22 protein-coding genes and 1 pseudogene are annotated in these 17356 nt (G+C 36.4%); 13 read left to right on the top strand and 10 right to left on the bottom strand.

The genetic code is table 11. From position 1 onward, the window contains the following. The first annotated feature begins 16 nt into the window (after positions 1-16). From PSR14_RS26530 to PSR14_RS26520, 3 genes are all read left to right on the top strand, one after another. Positions 17-241: a hemolysin XhlA family protein gene (locus tag PSR14_RS26530; protein WP_000390482.1), complete on the top strand. Its 225-nt coding sequence runs from the start codon at positions 17-19 to the stop codon at positions 239-241. Between the two features lie 75 nt (positions 242-316). Beyond that, complete coding sequence (locus tag PSR14_RS26525; RefSeq protein WP_000373913.1) at positions 317-742, top strand: holin family protein; 426 nt, start codon at positions 317-319, stop codon at positions 740-742. After that, complete coding sequence (locus PSR14_RS26520; RefSeq protein ID WP_000405778.1) at positions 742-1443, top strand: N-acetylmuramoyl-L-alanine amidase; 702 nt, start codon at positions 742-744, stop codon at positions 1441-1443. Before PSR14_RS26525 ends, PSR14_RS26520 begins: the two co-directional genes overlap by 1 nt. Positions 1444-1988: 545 nt before the next feature. Here the strand turns inward: PSR14_RS26520 and PSR14_RS26515 are convergent. From PSR14_RS26515 to PSR14_RS26500, 4 genes are read right to left on the bottom strand one after another with little or no spacing between them, the layout of a single operon-like run. Further along, on the bottom strand, positions 1989-2327 hold the full coding sequence (locus PSR14_RS26515) for a hypothetical protein (RefSeq protein WP_098487732.1): 339 nt from the start codon (positions 2325-2327) through the stop codon (positions 1989-1991). Positions 2328-2380: 53 nt separating this feature from the next. After that, positions 2381-2959, bottom strand: coding sequence for a type IV secretory system conjugative DNA transfer family protein (locus PSR14_RS26510; protein ID WP_000043398.1), 579 nt, complete (start codon positions 2957-2959; stop codon positions 2381-2383). A 5-nt stretch (positions 2960-2964) separates the two neighbouring features. Beyond that, positions 2965-3144 (bottom strand): hypothetical protein, encoded by a 180-nt coding sequence (locus tag PSR14_RS26505; RefSeq protein WP_001137905.1) that lies wholly within the window; start codon positions 3142-3144, stop codon positions 2965-2967. Positions 3145-3152: 8 nt separating this feature from the next. After that, positions 3153-3350: a helix-turn-helix transcriptional regulator gene (locus PSR14_RS26500; protein WP_000649833.1), complete on the bottom strand. Its 198-nt coding sequence runs from the start codon at positions 3348-3350 to the stop codon at positions 3153-3155. A gap of 182 nt (positions 3351-3532) precedes the next feature. Between PSR14_RS26500 and PSR14_RS26495 the strand changes: the two genes are divergently transcribed. From PSR14_RS26495 to PSR14_RS26480, 4 genes are all read left to right on the top strand, one after another. Next, on the top strand, positions 3533-3850 hold the full coding sequence (locus tag PSR14_RS26495) for a hypothetical protein (RefSeq protein WP_113732675.1): 318 nt from the start codon (positions 3533-3535) through the stop codon (positions 3848-3850). Beyond that, complete coding sequence (locus PSR14_RS26490; protein WP_000170777.1) at positions 3847-4029, top strand: hypothetical protein; 183 nt, start codon at positions 3847-3849, stop codon at positions 4027-4029. The genes PSR14_RS26495 and PSR14_RS26490 overlap by 4 nt, the downstream gene beginning before the upstream one ends. Positions 4030-4144: 115 nt before the next feature. Beyond that, positions 4145-5326, top strand: a complete 1182-nt coding sequence (locus tag PSR14_RS26485; RefSeq protein WP_406644088.1) for an FtsK/SpoIIIE domain-containing protein — start codon at positions 4145-4147, stop codon at positions 5324-5326. After that, complete coding sequence (locus tag PSR14_RS26480) at positions 5268-5888, top strand: replication-relaxation family protein (RefSeq protein ID WP_000551103.1); 621 nt, start codon at positions 5268-5270, stop codon at positions 5886-5888. Before PSR14_RS26485 ends, PSR14_RS26480 begins: the two co-directional genes overlap by 59 nt. A 9-nt stretch (positions 5889-5897) precedes the next feature. Here PSR14_RS26480 and PSR14_RS26475 read toward each other — a convergent pair whose 3' ends face one another. After that, positions 5898-6725 (bottom strand): cytosolic protein, encoded by an 828-nt coding sequence (locus PSR14_RS26475; RefSeq protein WP_098487674.1) that lies wholly within the window; start codon positions 6723-6725, stop codon positions 5898-5900. Between the two features lie 322 nt (positions 6726-7047). Then, positions 7048-7509 carry a DUF523 domain-containing protein gene (locus PSR14_RS26470; RefSeq protein ID WP_000635515.1) on the bottom strand — a complete coding sequence of 154 codons (462 nt, stop codon included), beginning with the start codon at positions 7507-7509 and terminating at the stop codon, positions 7048-7050. An 80-nt stretch (positions 7510-7589) separates the two neighbouring features. Here PSR14_RS26470 and PSR14_RS26465 point away from each other — a divergent pair, with 80 nt between their 5' ends. Beyond that, positions 7590-8477, top strand: a complete 888-nt coding sequence (locus PSR14_RS26465) for a helix-turn-helix domain-containing protein (RefSeq protein ID WP_000535242.1) — start codon at positions 7590-7592, stop codon at positions 8475-8477. 10 nt (positions 8478-8487) lie between these two features. Here PSR14_RS26465 and PSR14_RS26460 read toward each other — a convergent pair whose 3' ends face one another. The 3 genes from PSR14_RS26460 to PSR14_RS26450 all read right to left on the bottom strand — a co-directional run bounded on the left by PSR14_RS26460 (position 8488) and on the right by PSR14_RS26450 (position 11615). Further along, complete coding sequence (locus PSR14_RS26460; RefSeq protein WP_000391922.1) at positions 8488-9735, bottom strand: MFS transporter; 1248 nt, start codon at positions 9733-9735, stop codon at positions 8488-8490. A gap of 288 nt (positions 9736-10023) precedes the next feature. After that, on the bottom strand, positions 10024-10500 hold the full coding sequence (locus tag PSR14_RS26455) for a GyrI-like domain-containing protein (RefSeq protein ID WP_000662718.1): 477 nt from the start codon (positions 10498-10500) through the stop codon (positions 10024-10026). A gap of 125 nt (positions 10501-10625) precedes the next feature. Next, a complete protein-coding gene (locus tag PSR14_RS26450; RefSeq protein WP_000829779.1) occupies positions 10626-11615 on the bottom strand; it encodes an NAD(P)/FAD-dependent oxidoreductase in 990 nt (329 codons plus the stop codon). A 462-nt stretch (positions 11616-12077) separates the two neighbouring features. Here PSR14_RS26450 and PSR14_RS26445 point away from each other — a divergent pair, with 462 nt between their 5' ends. The 5 genes and pseudogenes from PSR14_RS26445 (at position 12078) to pepA (ending at position 16554) form a co-directional block, all read left to right on the top strand. Next, positions 12078-13286: an NAD(P)/FAD-dependent oxidoreductase gene (locus PSR14_RS26445; protein ID WP_000856615.1), complete on the top strand. Its 1209-nt coding sequence runs from the start codon at positions 12078-12080 to the stop codon at positions 13284-13286. A gap of 123 nt (positions 13287-13409) precedes the next feature. Further along, positions 13410-13917, top strand: a pseudogene (locus PSR14_RS26440) (NUDIX domain-containing protein). Continuing rightward, positions 13914-14231, top strand: coding sequence for a YuiB family protein (locus PSR14_RS26435; protein WP_000027014.1), 318 nt, complete (start codon positions 13914-13916; stop codon positions 14229-14231). Before PSR14_RS26440 ends, PSR14_RS26435 begins: the two are co-directional and overlap by 4 nt. Before the next feature lie 86 nt (positions 14232-14317). Continuing rightward, positions 14318-14944 carry a 3D domain-containing protein gene (locus PSR14_RS26430; RefSeq protein WP_000920101.1) on the top strand — a complete coding sequence of 209 codons (627 nt, stop codon included), beginning with the start codon at positions 14318-14320 and terminating at the stop codon, positions 14942-14944. 125 nt (positions 14945-15069) lie between these two features. Further along, a complete protein-coding gene (gene pepA, locus PSR14_RS26425; RefSeq protein ID WP_000487970.1) occupies positions 15070-16554 on the top strand; it encodes a cytosol aminopeptidase in 1485 nt (494 codons plus the stop codon). Between the two features lie 81 nt (positions 16555-16635). On the opposite strand, the gene cdaS is transcribed toward pepA, so the two are convergent. Further along, positions 16636-17241, bottom strand: coding sequence for a sporulation-specific diadenylate cyclase CdaS (gene cdaS, locus PSR14_RS26420; RefSeq protein ID WP_001209528.1), 606 nt, complete (start codon positions 17239-17241; stop codon positions 16636-16638). Positions 17242-17356 lie beyond the last annotated feature (115 nt).

The following is a 17356-nucleotide window of genomic DNA, read 5'->3' as shown; positions in this document are numbered from 1 at the left end:
AAAGGGATGTGAATGCATGGAAGACGTATATGTAAAAATCGACAGCCTAAAAGCAGAGCAAAAAGAAATCATGCGAGATATTCGTAATTTAGAAACTCGTACAACGATAAACGAAAAAGATATTTCTACCATCAATCAGCAATTAGAAAAAATCAGTCTAAATACCACATGGATTTTACGAATTGTTATCAGTGCAATAGTCATGGCAGTTTTAGGTTTGATATTCAAAGGTGGGATTTAGATTGTTCATATATAAGTATTTGTGAAAGAGGGACAAGTGTCTCTCTTTTTTTATCTTGAAGAAGGAGGAAAGAATGTGGATCGTATCGATGTATTAGTAAAAGTTTTTATTGCCACTTTCGGTGGGTTTTGTGGTTACTTCTTGGGAGGATGGGATGCAACATTGAAAATCTTAGTAACGATGGCAGTTATTGATTATTTAACTGGCATGATTGCAGCAGGATATAACGGAGAATTAAAAAGTAAAGTTGGTTTCAAAGGCATCGCCAAAAAGGTGGTGCTTTTTCTTTTAGTTGGGGCAGCAGCACAATTAGATGCAGCACTGGGAAGTAACAGCGCAATTCGTGAAGCGACTATTTTCTTCTTCATGGGCAATGAGTTACTTTCACTTTTAGAAAACGCTGGTCGTATGGGAATCCCCTTACCTTCAGCATTAACAAATGCAGTTGAAATTTTAGGTGGCAAACAAAAACAAGGAGAGAAAAAAGGAGATGTTCAATAATGGAAATTAGAAAAAAATTAGTTGACCCAAGTAAATATGGTACAAAATGTCCTTATACGATGAATCCAGAATTTATCACAGTTCACAATACGTATAATGATGCACCAGCTGAGAATGAAATTGCCTATATGATACGAAATAATAATGAAGTGTCATTCCATATTGCGGTAGACGATAAAGAAGCGGTGCAAGGTTTACCTTTAGAACGGAATGCATGGGCTTGTGGAGATGGGAATGGTTCAGGCAACAGAAAGTCGATTAGCGTGGAGATCTGTTATTCTTTAAGCGGTGGGGATAGGTATTATAAAGCAGAAAATAATGCAGCTATTGTTGTAGCGCAGCTCATGAAACAATACAACATTCCGATAAGTAAAGTTCGCACACACCAATCGTGGAGTGGAAAGTATTGCCCGCATCGTATGTTAGCAGAAGGACGTTGGAATTCTTTTATAGAAAGGGTGCAAAACGCATATATCGGTGGTGGGAATACAGGTTCTACAAAACCATCTAACAATGGTATAGGTGTTGTTACAATTACTGCGGATGTCTTACGTGTTCGTACAGGACCAGGAACGAATTATGGTATTGTAAAGAATGTGTACCGAGGGGAACGCTATCAATCTTGGGGCATTCAATATGGCTGGTACAACGTTGGTGGAAATCAATGGGTTTCTGGGGAGTATGTGAGGTTTGAGGGTTAGGATAACACCATTTTTGAGATTGTTCATACTCTGAGACTACGAATAAGGCCTATGTATATGTGAAATGAACGGAAAAAGAGCATTCCTCTGGCGAGTGAGGGACGCTCTTTTTTAACATTATAAAGATATATCTCTCATTTGGTTTGTCGATAGTAATCATATGTAACGAAAGGAATAAATATGAACAATAAAAATCAGAGTACTCTTGTGGAGTGCTCTGATTACATAGGATGCTATATAAAAAGGGAACGTGTTAATTGCATTGTATGTAGCAACATGCTGAAATATGAGAAAAAGCAATCCAGGGTGGTGAGGCCGGAATGCTTTTTCTGTATATAGAAAGGCATCATGCCAGGAGCAATTTAATATATGCTTCTAAAGTACGTAATGTTCCATCAAAATAAAAAGGCACCTTCCCCAGCTGAAGGTGCCTCATGTGGTGATTCTCTAGATGTATAAATAGTATATCCAATATTAGTGAAGGATAGAACTTATTATTGACCGATAAATGTATATGTTAAATATATTTTTACAAAAGAATAGTTTTATAAATCAGAAATTCTTCTAACTTGTTTTTCTTTCTTCATAAAATTCCTCTTATATTGTTTAAAGTCTTGTTTATCGACTCTGAACTTCTCTCCAGTAGCAACGTTTTTAATTAAATATGTTGTACGCTTAAATTCTCTAATGTAATAAATCACTAATCCAACTAAAAGGGATATACACATTGTTGCTGGGATAGCTAAAATACAAAGAACGATAATGAGCGCAGAAATTTTATCTGATTCATAAACTCTTTTTAACACTATGCGTTTTCCAGAAGCAGCTTGCGCTTGGTGTAATTGTTGCATGCGTTGTAGCGATGCGACGGTATCATAACTCACGTGTTCAACCTCCTATTTTAAGTTGTATTGAATTAATACATATTCATAGTATTTTATTTTGATGTAACTACACTGTTATTGTACATTTTGTCTACCTGTTCTTTATTATATCCATATGACAGTGTCAATCTGTCATCTACAAACAAACAAGTGCCTACATTAAAGCCTCGACACCCAGCCATAAATTTAGAAAGTTTAGGAATAAAACCAATTGCTTCAATATCCATTAAAATAAAACGTACTGGAATCGCTCTTTTATTTTGCTGTGCACCTTTTAACATATGGCTCATAAATGAAAAAATTCGATTTCCTATATCGGGCATAAAGTCTTCTTGTTGTTGATCATGATCTGTATACGTGAAATAAACAATTATTTTACGCTTTAATAGTTGCAGTAAATCTTGTTTAGAATTTGAATGTAGTTCTGTATAAGGAAGTAATAAGATTTCATAACCCTGATCATATTTTAGAGCAGATGTTTTTTGATACATAATGCCTTTGTAATCTAATACAAAAAGTGATTCCGCTTCAAAACCTATGATAAATTGCTCTACTTCAATTAATCCATTTTTAGGATCATAATATTTTTCAATAATTCGATTTAATGTTTTGAATGATGGTTGTTTTGACATTGTAATTACTCCTGGTTATATTTTTTCTCTTGGTGTTTTTCAGTGGCTAATTTTTCAGATGTTTTCCTGCTCACCTTAACTTTTAATCCGTATTTTCTTTCGTAAAGTTCTTCAAAAACTTCCTCTATTTTTCGTTCACCGTATACTTCTTTTACAATCCTCAAGTTGGTTTTGGGTCTAGGCATATATTATATTATCTCCCCTCTTCAATCCAAATTTCTTCCACAGTCAGATCCAAAGCTTTTGCAATACGAAGCGCAACTCTTAACGTAGGTTCACTTTTTCCTCTTGCTATCATGCTTAATGTTTGGTCTGTAATACCCACCAGTTTCGCAAGATCAGACTGTTTTAGCATTCGTTCGGCCAAGATTATCTTTAATTTACACTTCATAAAATCCCTCCTTTTTCAATGTTCTATTTCAATTTTTAAAAACCTCTAATATTTTTATTTGTGGACAAACAAGTTTTAAAGTTCTACATCATATACCTATATTACTTCCACTCAGAAGCCCACGAAGACTTCTACTTGGAATTCTAAATGGCATCGTAGATATTAAGAGAGGAGAGGGTTGCATGCGTTCTCAGTATAGTTATCTCAATGTAACGCCGTATTTATATTCATCAAAAGAATTACGTCACATGTATAACGAATCAAGATCCAGAAAAGAGACGGAATCTATTCTTACTCACATGAGGAACCATGAAGTATTTGATAATAAAGAATACAAAGGGTATTTCAACTTATCACAAGTTATTGAAGAAGATTTATATGGAGAAGAGGAAGATATATTGAATTGGCAAGATTTAATGGAGCGGTATCAAATTGTAGCTACCAAATTAGGGATTAAATTTCGTGAGAAAGAGGAACTGGTTGAGGAGGAATGGCTATGACACTTGCAGGAGAAGCAGTCATTATTTGGACGGCAACAGGTTTGTCTGTAATTGCGATGAGTGTAGCTGAAAAAATGGGGAAGAGTGTTCCACATTGGCTTCCACGTATAACCTTGTATACGACGCTTACGGGCTCGTTCTTATATCTTCTACGTTATGTTCTCGTTATGTTTCTATGAAGGAATATGATGTGGAAGAGAGGGACAGTAGAATTCATAAGCGAAAATGCTTGTTCTGTCTTCTTCCAACAAAGTGCAATGATATCCTTATAGGATATCTAAAGGAGAAATGTTTATGCTGGAATTACTATTGGTCCCGACGACAGCTTTAACTATTGCATTCGTAAGTGATCGGTTTAAAAGTAAAATAGATGATAAAAAGAAGATACAAGTATTTTTTGAAGTGTCAGGAATTGCAATTAAAAAAGATGATAGGATTCATTATCCAACATTTAAGAAGCGAACTCATGATGATCGAAGTACAACATATGTGTATGAGTTGCCTGTTGGTATGCCGAGTAAAATTATTCAAAAAGTTGAAGATGTTGTAAGTGAAGGGTTAAATAAACCTGTTCGAATTCAGTACGACAATTATAAATTGAACATACGTGTATTCGATCAAGAAATACCGAAGAAATGGGAATGGTCAACAAATTTAATTCAAGCTGGAAAATGGCTTGTGCCAATCGGGCAAAGTTTAGAACAATTGGTTTATCATGATTTTGATAAAACACCACATATGACATTAGGTGGTTTAACTCGTATGGGAAAGACTGTATTCCTAAAGAATGTGATGACATCTCTTATTACTGCACAAGCAAACAATACGCACTTGTTTATTATTGATTTAAAAGGAGGATTAGAGTTCGGACCATACCAAAACATAAAGCAGGTTGATTCTATTGCAGAAAAGCCACTGGAAGCTTTTCAGGTATTAAGCGCGATTCTAAAAAAGATGGAAGAAAAAATGCTTTTTATGAAAGAACACCATTATACCAATGTGGTAGAAACAAATATAAGAGAACGCTACTTTATTATCGTAGATGAAGGGGCAGAACTTTGTCCTGATAAAAGTATGAATAGGGAACAACAAAAGTTATTAGGAGCTTGTCAACAGATGCTTTCTCACATAGCGCGAATTGGTGGAGCATTAGGATTTCGATTGATTTTTTGCACACAATATCCTACTGGCGATACTTTACCACGTCAAGTGAAACAAAACAGTGATGCAAAATTAGGCTTTCGGTTACCAACTCAAACAGCTTCTCAAGTTGTCATCGATGAAACTGGTCTTGAATCGATTGAAAGTATACCAGGGCGTGCGCTTTTTAAAACTGATCGATTAACAGAGATTCAAGTCCCTTATATCTCAAATGAACAGATGTGGGGCGTATTAAAACAATACGAGGTGAAAAAGGATGCATATGCAGACACATATCAAAATGAATCGTCAGATGATGATTTTGACCTCGATTAGAAAGCTAAAATTTGCGACAAGAAGACACTTAATGGCAATTCACGATATGGGAGGAATTCGAAATGCAAATCGAATTTTAAAAGATTTAAGTCCATATGTGAATAGTACCGTTTATAAAAAAGAGCATGTATATTACCTCAATAAACAAGGACGTGCGCTATTCGATGATGTAGAAAAGGTTGTGCCCACCATTCGATTAGCACACAGCCTCATGAGAAACGAAGCGTGGCTGAATCTATTTTGTCCTGAGGATTGGCAGATAGAAGCCCCTATACGTTATAAAGTAGATGACAAGAAGCGAACCATTATTCCGGATGTAAAGTACCGTGATAGTGACGGGATTCTCAATGCAGTCGAAATAGATCGTACACAAATGATGAATGTGAACAGTGAAAAAATGAATAAGTATGGTGAATTCACGGTGTATTATAAAAACAAATATAACGGGAAAGTCCCTATCCTTCATTTCTTTACACTCACACCATTTAGGCAAAAGACGCTAGAACAATTTGCTGTGCAGCAAGGTGTATATGCAAAGGTATATGTGATACCTGAAGTGTAAAAGAGAGCATCACATACCAAATTCAGGGTCAAAATAATATTTGTTCATCAAATTGTTTACGATACCGTTGAAATACGCAAACTTACCCTTTTTCATTTTGACTCCATCTTTTACCTTCATCGCAAATTCTTTCATAGCTTGTACACCAATTTGTAGTTCTTGTTCTTTGTCAAACGCCGTTTGTCCTGTTGTATGATTTATTACACAATTGCATTGTTTTACGACCTTCCAAAATTCTTGAATTGTTTTAGCTTTTGAATAAAATGCTGAAGTTAGGGAAACGAAACGTTTCGGAACCCAATGGGCTACAAATTCAGCACATTTAATGTTTTCTTTAGGTACAGCATTATTGTCATTACCATTACGTTTATTTATATCTTTACTCTTTTGTTTTAAGATTTTAGTATTTGTTTTAACGGTAGGACACTTCTTAGTCGTTTCAGTAGGGCGCTTGTGGGACACTTCATTTACAATTGGTTGGATAATAATTGCATTAGAAGTTTGGCGCATATCTTTTTTTCGCTTCATGGCTATTTGCTTAATTATTCTTAAAGTCACAAGTTTCGTCATTAAACGTTGTACAGTTTTATATGATACGCTCATTATCTCAGCTATTCTATTTTTACATAGGAAACTAACACCTACGTATTTGCAGCTATGACGCTTTAAAATTTCAAGTAATGCAATTAATTTAGATTGTACATCTGCACGTTTAATAGACGTTTTAATTACATCTCTGTATACTCTAATCGTTTGATTTAATTCCTGTACATTTGAAAATGTTGATAAATTATGATAGGACTCTGGTTGAGCTAATACATCAATACACTTTTTCATAACGGTTTGTCTCCTTTTTGGAAACAAAAAAGCAACGTCACCGATTTATTGGTAAACGTTGCTTAATACCCCTTGTATGAGGTAAAATAACTCATGAGAGTATAGCAAGTGTTTACCTGGTCAGCTCAGGTGGACGGTATATACGGTGGTCCAACACCATATATACACGCTGTGCTCTTTTGTTTTTATGGTCACATTTTGGTAACGAATGAATAAAATTTAAAATTTATTCATGATTTTTAACGTTACACAAACCGTTGATATATAAGGGTTTATTACTATTTTTAAAACGAACGTAAATAACCTTTATTGACGAACAGGGTCAATTCCTTTTTATATTTTCAAAATCATCTTCTGAAATGACTGTAAATCCATGTCTTTTGAATAAAGCAGTTGTTACCCCGTAACCAGTTTGTTTATTCCCGTTAAATTCTCCTGTATAAATTGTGGAACTACCACAAGAGGGACTGCGTTCTTTTAAAATAATATATTCTGGGCGCAAATCTTTCATTTGTTCTAATGCTTTATAAGCACCATTTACAAAAGCTTCCGTGACATCTTCACCGTCTTTTGTCATCACTTTCGCTTTTCCATCCAAAACGTCATCGCCATTCCCGCCAATAATTTCAGCTGAGGGACGAGGCGTTGGCAATCCTCCTAATACTTCGGGGCAAATGAGGAGTGTCTCTTCTTGTTGCAGCAAATCCCCTATTTTTGAAACGAGATTGTCATTTCCATCATACCGACAAGCGATACCACCTAAACAAGCGCTAATTACGATCATATTTTCATCTCCATTAAAAAAATATTAAATAGCACGCCAAATCCCCTTCCTCCCTCTTACTTATAAATGAGGTGATAAAAATGGGAAGCTTATATAACTTAATGAAACCATATAGTGAATTTCGAAGTAAAGAAGAGTTTAATACATATCAAAAACAAATTTTGAAATGCTACCGATTTCAATTGAATAAAACAGATGCTACCATCATTCATTTTTTAGGGAAGTATGCAGTAAATGAGAAACAAAAAACAGTGGGGGTTGCTTGTCCGTTAATGGAGACGATTGCGACGAATGTTGGAAAAAGTATTCGTACAGTACGCCGCTCCATTGCAAAGTTAGAGGAATTAGGAATTATAAAGCGTGTTGCAACGAAAGAAAGACATAAACGCGGCGGGTATAGTGCGAACTTATATGTATTTCTTATATCTGCAATTGACCGCATGGATGACCGTATGAAATTGTCCGCATGTGAAAGTGAGAATGATGCAGCTGGCTGTAGTGGAATGGGGCAAAAATATGAGGGGGAAACAATTCTTTCTAAAAACATTCCACAAATAAAAGAGAATAGAAAAGGAACGTACGAGCTTGATGAGACGTATTGCCGTCATGATATACCGAAGCCTTTTATATATGCACTTCTGCCGATGACGAGTAATCCGAAGAAGATTAATATATTTTGGAGTAAGGTGGAGCTTGCTTATAAAAAGAGCGGATTATTAGAGCAAGGTGTTTTACTGGAGCAAATATTAGCTGATGAAGAAGTGTATGGAAATTTCATTTGGCGCGTAAAAAGTGTTGTGAGAGCGTATAAATACGGAGAAATCCGTAAAAATGTTAAGGCTCTTTTATATAGTACAGTGCGAGATTTATTTTTAGAGATTGGATTAGAATGGGGGGCAGCTGTGAGAAGAAGTAAGGGGATACCGTTATTTGATCCGTTTAAAAAGGAGCCATGCGTAAATGCATGACTCCAAGTAGTTAATCAAACTTTCTTACAACTGGAACACGAATCGCTACAAATAGTACGAAGACGATAACGGCGATTGCACCACTTTTCATAACGGTTACGATTGGAATTCCTATTGCAAGCGCGATTGATGTGAATGCATAAGAGAGCGGGATAAAGCCCATTGATGATAGCATAAGCAAACTCATTACGCGTCCCATCATTTCTTCTTTTACTGTCGATTGAATCATCGCCATAAGCGGAACGATAGCCATTGCGATTGTAATACCGTAAAACATGCCAGCTAATAATGCTTGCCATAGTACAGTGCTAAAGTTGATGGATAAGAAGAAGACACCAGACAGTAGCATCATGATAATGCAAAATAGACCGCGTCTACGATTAATATTTTTTAAACCGACAATGACTGCGCCTATTGCCATTCCGCCTCCTACAGATGCTTCTAAGTAACTGAATTGAAGCGAGTCACCGTGTAGAACATTTTTAATGAAAAGCGGGAAACCGACTTGCATCGGACCGATTAAAAATAAGTTTAGAAAGGCGCTACAAATAAGGAAAGTTGAAAGAAACGGTGATTCCTTTACATATAAAATTCCTTCTTTAATAGAAGTGAACATGCTTTTGTCTGTATTTTGCTGCTCTGGCATCGTAAATTGTATTTTTTGAACGAGTATGGCTGCGACAATGAGTAATAAAATTGTAATCGAGAAAATCGTTTCATAGTTCGTAAATTTAATAAGAATGCCGCCAAGTACAGGGCCTAAGATGACCGATGCTTGGTTCGTCATTTGTGTAAGTGAGTTTGCTTGTGTTAAACGGCTTTTTTCGACAAGTTCAGGCAAGATAGATCCATCAGCCGACCAGAAAAAAGCATCAGCAAGTCCAAAGAATAAAGCGAATAAAGCAAATGTATATAGTGTTACATCACCTACGATAAACCATGTAAGGATAGTTGCGACGAGAATAGCACGAACAATATTAGAATAAAACATAATGTTTTTTTTCGGGAATTTATCAGCTACAGCGCCGCCGATAATCATAAAAATAAGCCTTGGAACACTAAGAGCTACGAAAACCACACCGAGTGATGCCTCAAGGTTTAATGTTTTTGCTATGTACCACGTTTGTGAAAAAGTAAAAAAGGCTAAAGCGAAACTTGAAAAAAGAGTAGCTGCCCAAAGAAAAAGGAAATTCGTATTTTTTAATAACGGTTTTCCGCTTCCTTCTAAAGCAGATTTATTTTGTTGTAGTTCCTCCATATTGCTTCCTTTCTATGCGACAAATTTAAACTAAAAAACTTGTTAACAATCACTTTATCCCGCGTTAACGGGCAGTAAAACTCCCACCTCAAAATTTGGCTCGAGCAAAGAAGTTAGGTGGGAGACTAACTGCCCGTAAACGTCCGATTGGTGAGTATAGTTTCACTTTATACAGTTTCTAATATTTCTATACTGCACTTTCTCATTGTAGACAATTATGTTGGATTTGCACAGTGGCTATTTAACGACAAAAAAGAAGATACCATTTGGTATCTTCTTTTTTGTCGTTTAGGCTAATGCAATATAAATATCTAATTGTACGTTAGTTGGATCTAACGCTCTTTCATCATAAAGCTCAAAGTCTGTTGTAAAAGCACGTTTGTTTTCCTTTGACCATTTCCAAATATATTCCCAAGCCTCGCAAACGACTTCAGCAATTGGTCCCTTTCTCGTTGTAAATACCGCATACGTAGCGGCAGGTATTGTTAAAGTTGTCATATTTGCAGGAACGTCTTCTAATGAAGAAACAGGCATGCCAATTGTGTATTTATATGTACCCGTTTCATCTGATTCGTAATTTGAATAGAAAGCGAATGTTTCTTTCGTTTGTTGATTTGGAATGTGATGCATCATTTGTTCTTGAAAGTATTGGTTCCAAAGCCCTGGAATTTTTCCTTCAGTAGATGCCTCTATTTTATTTGTCGTCGTAACCGAAACACCGATTGCTTGGAAAGCTTCTTTTTTTACGATAGTAGGTTCTTTCATTTTTAAATATCCCCCTTATTGAATAGAACGTTTGTTCTTATTTATTGTAACATATTTTGGAAGGGGACGATAGCGTAATAAAAAAAGAACTCCTTCGCATAAAGGGAGTTCTTTTCATTTCTATATTAAAACATACTTGAGCTGTGCATCGGTTGAAGTTTTGCGTTTGGATCGAAGTAAGCTTTCGCATTGTTTACGGCAGTTGGTGCTTCACCGAAGCCGCAAGCAATGAGTTTTACTTTTCCTTCATATGTACAAATGTCACCAGCAGCGTAAATACCAGGAATATTTGTTTCCATTTTCGAGTTCACGAGAATGCTGTTTTTTTGTATATCTAAGCCCCAGTTTTTAATTGGGCCAAGAGAAGAAACGAAGCCGTAGTTTACGATTACATCATCAACATCGATGATAATTTTTTCTTCCGTTTTTACATGCTGAAGAACGACTTGTTCAATTTTGTCATCACCAATGAGTTCTACTGGAACGTATGGTGTGCTTACTTCTGCACGAGAGTTCATTAAGCTTTCTACGCTATGTTCATGCGCACGGAATTTATCACGACGATGAACAATTGTAACTTTGTCAGCGATCGGCTCTAACATCATTGTCCAGTCAACAGCTGAATCGCCGCCGCCAAATACTACGACGCGCTTACCAGCAAATTTATTCATATCATCAACGAAATAATGTAAGTTTTTCTTTTCATACTTTGCTGTTCCTTCTAATTCTAAGCGGCGTGGTTGGAAAGCACCATTGCCAGCAGTAATAATTACTGATTTAGAATAGTGAGTTTGCTTATTCGTAACAAGTTTAAATATACCGTCAGCTTGTTTCTCAAGCGTATCAACAGCTTCTTCTAAACAAACGGTTGGATCAAATTTCTTCATTTGCTCTTTTAAGTTATCAACTAATTCTTGTGCGCGCACTTTCGGGAATCCGGCTACATCATAAATGTATTTTTCAGGATAGAGCGCGGATAATTGTCCTCCAAGCTGAGGTAAGCTTTCAATAATTTTTACACTTGCTTGTCTCATACCACCATAAAATGCTGTGAATAGTCCTGTTGGCCCACCACCAATAATTGTTATGTCGTAAACTTTTTGATTTTCTGCCACTTTCATTCCCCCTATAGATGGAATTTTGATATTGATTTCATATATTGTTCATATGTACACGAAAATCCTGCAAATGATGATACTTTCAAATAAATGATAGCATATTTGAGTGCATAATACTTCTGAAAACGACTGAATTGTGTGTAAGTTTTCGCATAGATGTTTTTTACATTGTATAAAATATACAGAAAGGAAAATACATGAAAAAAAGGCTGAAAAACCCTTGAAAACGCTATGTTATTTTAAAATATTGATAATTCTCCAGACGCTTGAATTCTGGAATAAAACCGACTAATATAGGGAAGTATTATGTTAAATTTCTATGACAAAATTCGTACGATTTTTTGACTGTGTTTTGTTATGATATAGAATGTGATAAATTCCACATTCTTGACAAATAGAGTTTTTAGTACTTGGTATTATTTTTCATTACTATTATATAAAGAAAAGGGTTGTGATTTGGTGAAGACTCCAAAAATCGTAGTTTTAGGTGCAGGTTATGGCGGGATGATTACGACTGTTCGTCTGCAAAAAGCATTATCTGTAAATGAAGCTGAAATTACGTTAGTAAACAACAACAGCTATCACTACCAAGCGACTTGGTTACACGAGAGCGCAGCTGGTACATTACAAGATGAAAAAATCTGTCTAGATATTCAAGACGTTATTGATACAAATAAAGTGAACTTTGTACAAGATACAGTAGTAGAAATTAAAGCAGCTGAAAAACGCATTATCTTAAAAGACGGCGAGTTAGAATATGACTACTTAGTAATCGGTCTTGGTTTCGAATCAGAAACATTCGGAATTACAGGATTAAAAGAGCATGCATTCTCAATCGCTAACATTAATGCAACTCGTCAAATTCGTGAGCATATGGAAGCTAGCTTCGCTAAATATGCAGATGAAAAGCGCGATGAGTTAGTAACAATCGTTGTTGGTGGTGCTGGATTTACTGGTATCGAGTACGTAGGTGAGCTTGCAAACCGTGTTCCTGAACTTTGCAAACAGTACAATGTACCACGTGAAAAAGCACGTATTATCTGTGTAGAAGCTGCTCCAACAGCACTTCCAGGTTTCGATCCAGCATTAGTAGAATACGCTGTGAAACAACTTGAGAAAAAAGGTGTAGAATTCCGCATCGGTACAGCAATTAAAGAAGCAACTGAAGAAGGTATTATCGTTGCGAACGGTGATGATACTGAATTAATTAAGTCTGAAACAGTAGTTTGGGCTGCAGGTGTTCGTGGTAACGGTATTGTGGAAGAGTCTGGCTTTGAAGCAATGCGCGGACGTGTAAAAGTTGATGAGTACATGCACGCTCCAGGATACGAAGATGTATTCATGGTTGGTGACGCAGCGTTAATCATTAACGAAGAAATTAACCGTCCATACCCACCAACAGCACAAATCGCAATTCAACAAGGTTACAACATTGCGCACAACTTAACTGTGTTAGTTCGTGGTAAAGGCGAAATGAAGAAATTCGTATTCGATAATAAAGGATCTGTATGTTCTTTAGGTCATGACGATGCAATGGGCGTTGTTATGGGCAAAAAGTTAACAGGTTGGAAAGCTTCCTTCATGAAGAAAGTGATCGATAACCGTTACCTATTCTTATTAGGTGGACCTTTATTAGTTCTTAAAAAAGGTAAATTAAAGTTCTTTTAATATATAGTAGAAAAAGCAGAAACGGCTAAGAGCTGTTTCTGCTTTTTTCATTTAAAAAATATAGTATAATATATAAAAAAGAAAGAATATTCTGTCCGTTCTAATAGAGGAGGGTATGACATCATGGAGAAGCGAGGAAAAGTATGGTTAGCTGTCAGTGGCCTAGTAGCTACAAAAGATGGCAGGTGGTTATTCGTTAAGAAGAAATACAGTGGGTTAAAGGGGAAATGGTCTTTACCGGCTGGTTTTGTAAATGAAGGTGAGACCGTTGATGAAGCTGTGAAACGTGAAGTGTTAGAAGAGACAGGTATTGTCGCTCATGTAAAGGGGATCATTGGTGTTAGATCGGGCGTAATTCGCAATGAGATTAGTGATAATATGATTATTTTCCTTTTGGAGCCTGAAGGGGGAAGAGATTATTGTACAGGAGAAGGAATTGTCTGAAGTAGCGTTTCTACATCCAGATACGATTGCGGACGATCCAAATACGTCTGTACTTATTACATATTTGTTAGAAAGACAATCAGAATTACATCTTGAAATGGACAAAACATTAAATCCAGGAGAGCAGTTTGGTTATACAGCCTATCACGTATTTACGGCACATACGAAGGAGAGGGAGAAAGAGTGAGTATACCGGTATTACTTATTTCAATGATGTTATTTTTCATTTTGTTTTTTGGAATTGGATTTTTACTCAACATGATATTGCGAGCGACATGGGTAATGGTTATTGTATATCCGATTGTTTGTATGCTTATTATTAATAAGGCGAGTATGTGGGATTATTTTTCAAAGCCAAAAGAAACATTCTCTTCATTTGGGACAAGTGTATCGCATTTAGGACAAGCAGATGTGTTTATTTTATCTACTGGATTGATTGGTGCTGCTTTAGCGGGAATCGTTATTAAGAAACTTCGGAAAAGCGGATATCAAATGTTTTAATCTCCAATGCAATTGGAGATTATTTTTTTGCATATTCTTTCATCGTATAGGGAATGATTAACGATGAAGGAGTGTGGCATATAAAAATGTTAAAACGATATTGTATTCGCATTATGATGACTTGTTTACTTGCAATTGCATTATGCGTAACATGGAATGCTTTCACAGGAGTTTCTTTATTAGAGATTGTAAAGAAATATGAGGGAACGAGTGCAAAAGAAGTACATGCAGCAGAAGTTAAAAGAAATGTTGCTCCGAGTAAAGAAGTGATAAATGCTTTAGAGCAGGCAAACGACTGGTCTAAATATCGTTCAATTGAAATGACTGCAACAGGTTATACGTCGGGAATTGAGTCAACTGGTAAGAGGCCGGGACATCCGGAGTATGGTATTACATATTCAGGTGTTAAGGCGAAACGGGATTTATATTCCACAATTGCAGCGGACTTACGCGTATTCCCAATTGGAACAATCTTATTCGTACCAGGTTATGGGTATGGTGTAGTAGCTGATAAGGGCGGTGCAATAAAAGGAAACCGTCTTGATTTGTACTATGATACAGTGAAAGATGTTTATAGCCAATGGGGTAAGAAAAAAGTAAATGTATATGTAGTTAAGATAGGAAATGGTAAGTTTTCAGAAGAAGAGTTAACGATGTTAAACCAGGATGAGACGATGCAAGTGTTTCGTGGTCAATATTTAAAACAAAGATAGTCTAGTGGTAAGTACGCTAGACTTTTTTTATTTTATATAGGGTATAACAGAAGTTAGAATTGTCGCATTTTATCGAAAATAAAGTTATAATAAAGATAGAGTAGAGAAATTTAGGGGGTCTGAACATGTTCCAAGTACAAAAAGAATTAGCAAGCCATGAAGCGGTGATTGTTGCCTTATTTGAAGAAGAGGAAACGAGTAGCTTTGTACAAGAACTGGACAAAGCGTTTGAAGGACAATTACAAGTTTTATTAGAAGAGAAAGAACTTTCTACGAAGAAGAAAGCTATTTCAAAAGTACATAGTTTAGGAAAAACAGAAGTGAAACGTTATTATTTCGTTGGTTTAGGCAAGAAAGAATCTTATACGACAGAAACATTACGTTCGGCTCTTGGTAAGACGTTTAAAACACTGCAAGCAGCAAAAGTACAAGATGCAGCAATCTTACTTGATTCTTTCGTAACAGAGAAATTAGACGCGATTGATGTCGCTCATATTGCGGCAGAAGTACAAGGCCTTGGTACATATGAGTTACAAACGTATAAATCAGATAAAAAGGATCGTGTAGAGTTAGAGAAGTTTACGGCTATTACAGCGGAAGATGCACAGGAAATTGAAGCGGCATTAACAGTTGGCTACGTACATGGACGTGCAACAAATTCAGCTCGTACACTTGTAAATATGCCGCCAAACGTATTAACAGCGACGAAGCTTGCTGAGTATGCTGTTGAGTTAGCTGAGAAGTATGATATGGATTATAAAGTTCTTGAGAAAGAAGAGATGGAAGAGCTTGGTATGGGTGCGTTACTTGCAGTAAACCAAGGTAGTGTAGAGCCACCAAAAATGATCGCTCTTATTTATAAAGGAAAAGAAGAGTGGACAGATGTTATTGGATTCGTTGGAAAAGGAATCACATACGATACAGGCGGTTATTCTTTAAAACCACGTGAAGGTATGGTCGGTATGAAAGGTGATATGGGCGGTGCAGCTGCTGTATTAGGTGCGATGGAAATTATCGGTGAACTTCGCCCAGAGCAAAATGTGATCGCTGTTATTCCATCAACAGATAACGTTGTAAGTGGTACCGCATTTAAGCCAGACGATGTAATCACATCTATGAGCGGAAAAACAATTGAAGTATTAAATACAGATGCAGAAGGTCGCTTAGCATTAGCTGACGGTATTACGTATGCGAAAAAATTAGGTGCAAACTATTTAATTGATGTTGCGACATTAACAGGTGGTGTAATTGTTGCACTTGGAAATCATACGACAGGTGCAATGACAAACAATGAAGAGTTGTTTGAGCAAGTGCTAGAAGCATCTATGGAAACAGATGAATCAATTTGGCAATTACCGATTTTTGATCGTGATAAAGAACGCGTGAGAAACAGTAAGTTTGCTGATTTAAATAACTCACCAGGCCGCGAAGGACATGCGGTTATGGCTGGTACATTCCTGGGTGAATTTGCTGAAGATACACCTTGGGTACACTTAGACATCGCTGGAACATCTGAATCATCAGGAGCGCATGATTTAGGTCCAGCTGGAGCAACAGGTGCAATGGTACGTACACTTGCAACGCTTGTTGAACGTTTCGGCGAAGAATAAGATCGTAAGAGAGGGCTGTTCCTACATTTTGGAACAGCCTTTTTTATTGATATATGGTGTTACGGCCGATGTAATTTTACTTTATAGAGAAATTGTATATAAAGTCCCGTTTAAAGCAAAGGAAGTGCGGCCCGTTTCTTCAGAGACAACTAAAATAAGGGCATCGCTTTTTTCTGATAAGCCAATTGCAGCTCTGTGACGTGTTCCTAGTTCAGGATCAACTTCTGTGCTTTTCGTGAGCGGAAGAATATTGGCAGCTGAGACAATATGATTATTTTTAACGAGAACGGCTCCATCATGAAGAGGGTTACCTGGATAAAATATTGATTCGAGTAATGGTGCGGTTAAATGAGCGTTTAATGTCGTTCCAGTTTGAATGAAAGCTTCAAGCGTCTCGTTTCGTTCCACAACGATAAGAGCGCCATGTTTTCGGGCGCTTAAATGTTGGATAGCTGTCGTAATAAAAGATGAACTTTCCGTATAAGGTGATAAATATGCTTGAATATAGTATGTAGCTGCCAATGTTTGTACATTTGCTAACATATGATGAATATCTTCCATTTTGCATAAAATACATTCGTCTTCTTTATCGATTGCGCTCCTCATAATCGATAGTTCTTTTTCAGCAATTTCAATCATTTGCTTTGTTTGTATTTTGAGCTCTTCTGACAAGCCCCATTCGCGCATAATCCTCATTCCCTTTAGTGGAGTATTTAACAATAGTGTATACAAATATTCCTAGTAAAATCCTGCTAGATTTTATAAAATATTGAGATACAGCATGTTTTTTTCATATAATAAA

This window comes from Bacillus sp. A01H, assembly GCF_045277205.1.
In the GTDB taxonomy this organism is placed as follows: Bacteria; Bacillota; Bacilli; order Bacillales; family Bacillaceae_G; genus Bacillus_A; species Bacillus_A paranthracis.
Note: the sequence above shows the minus strand (reverse complement) of the source record. Positions and strands in the feature narration are given on the sequence as shown.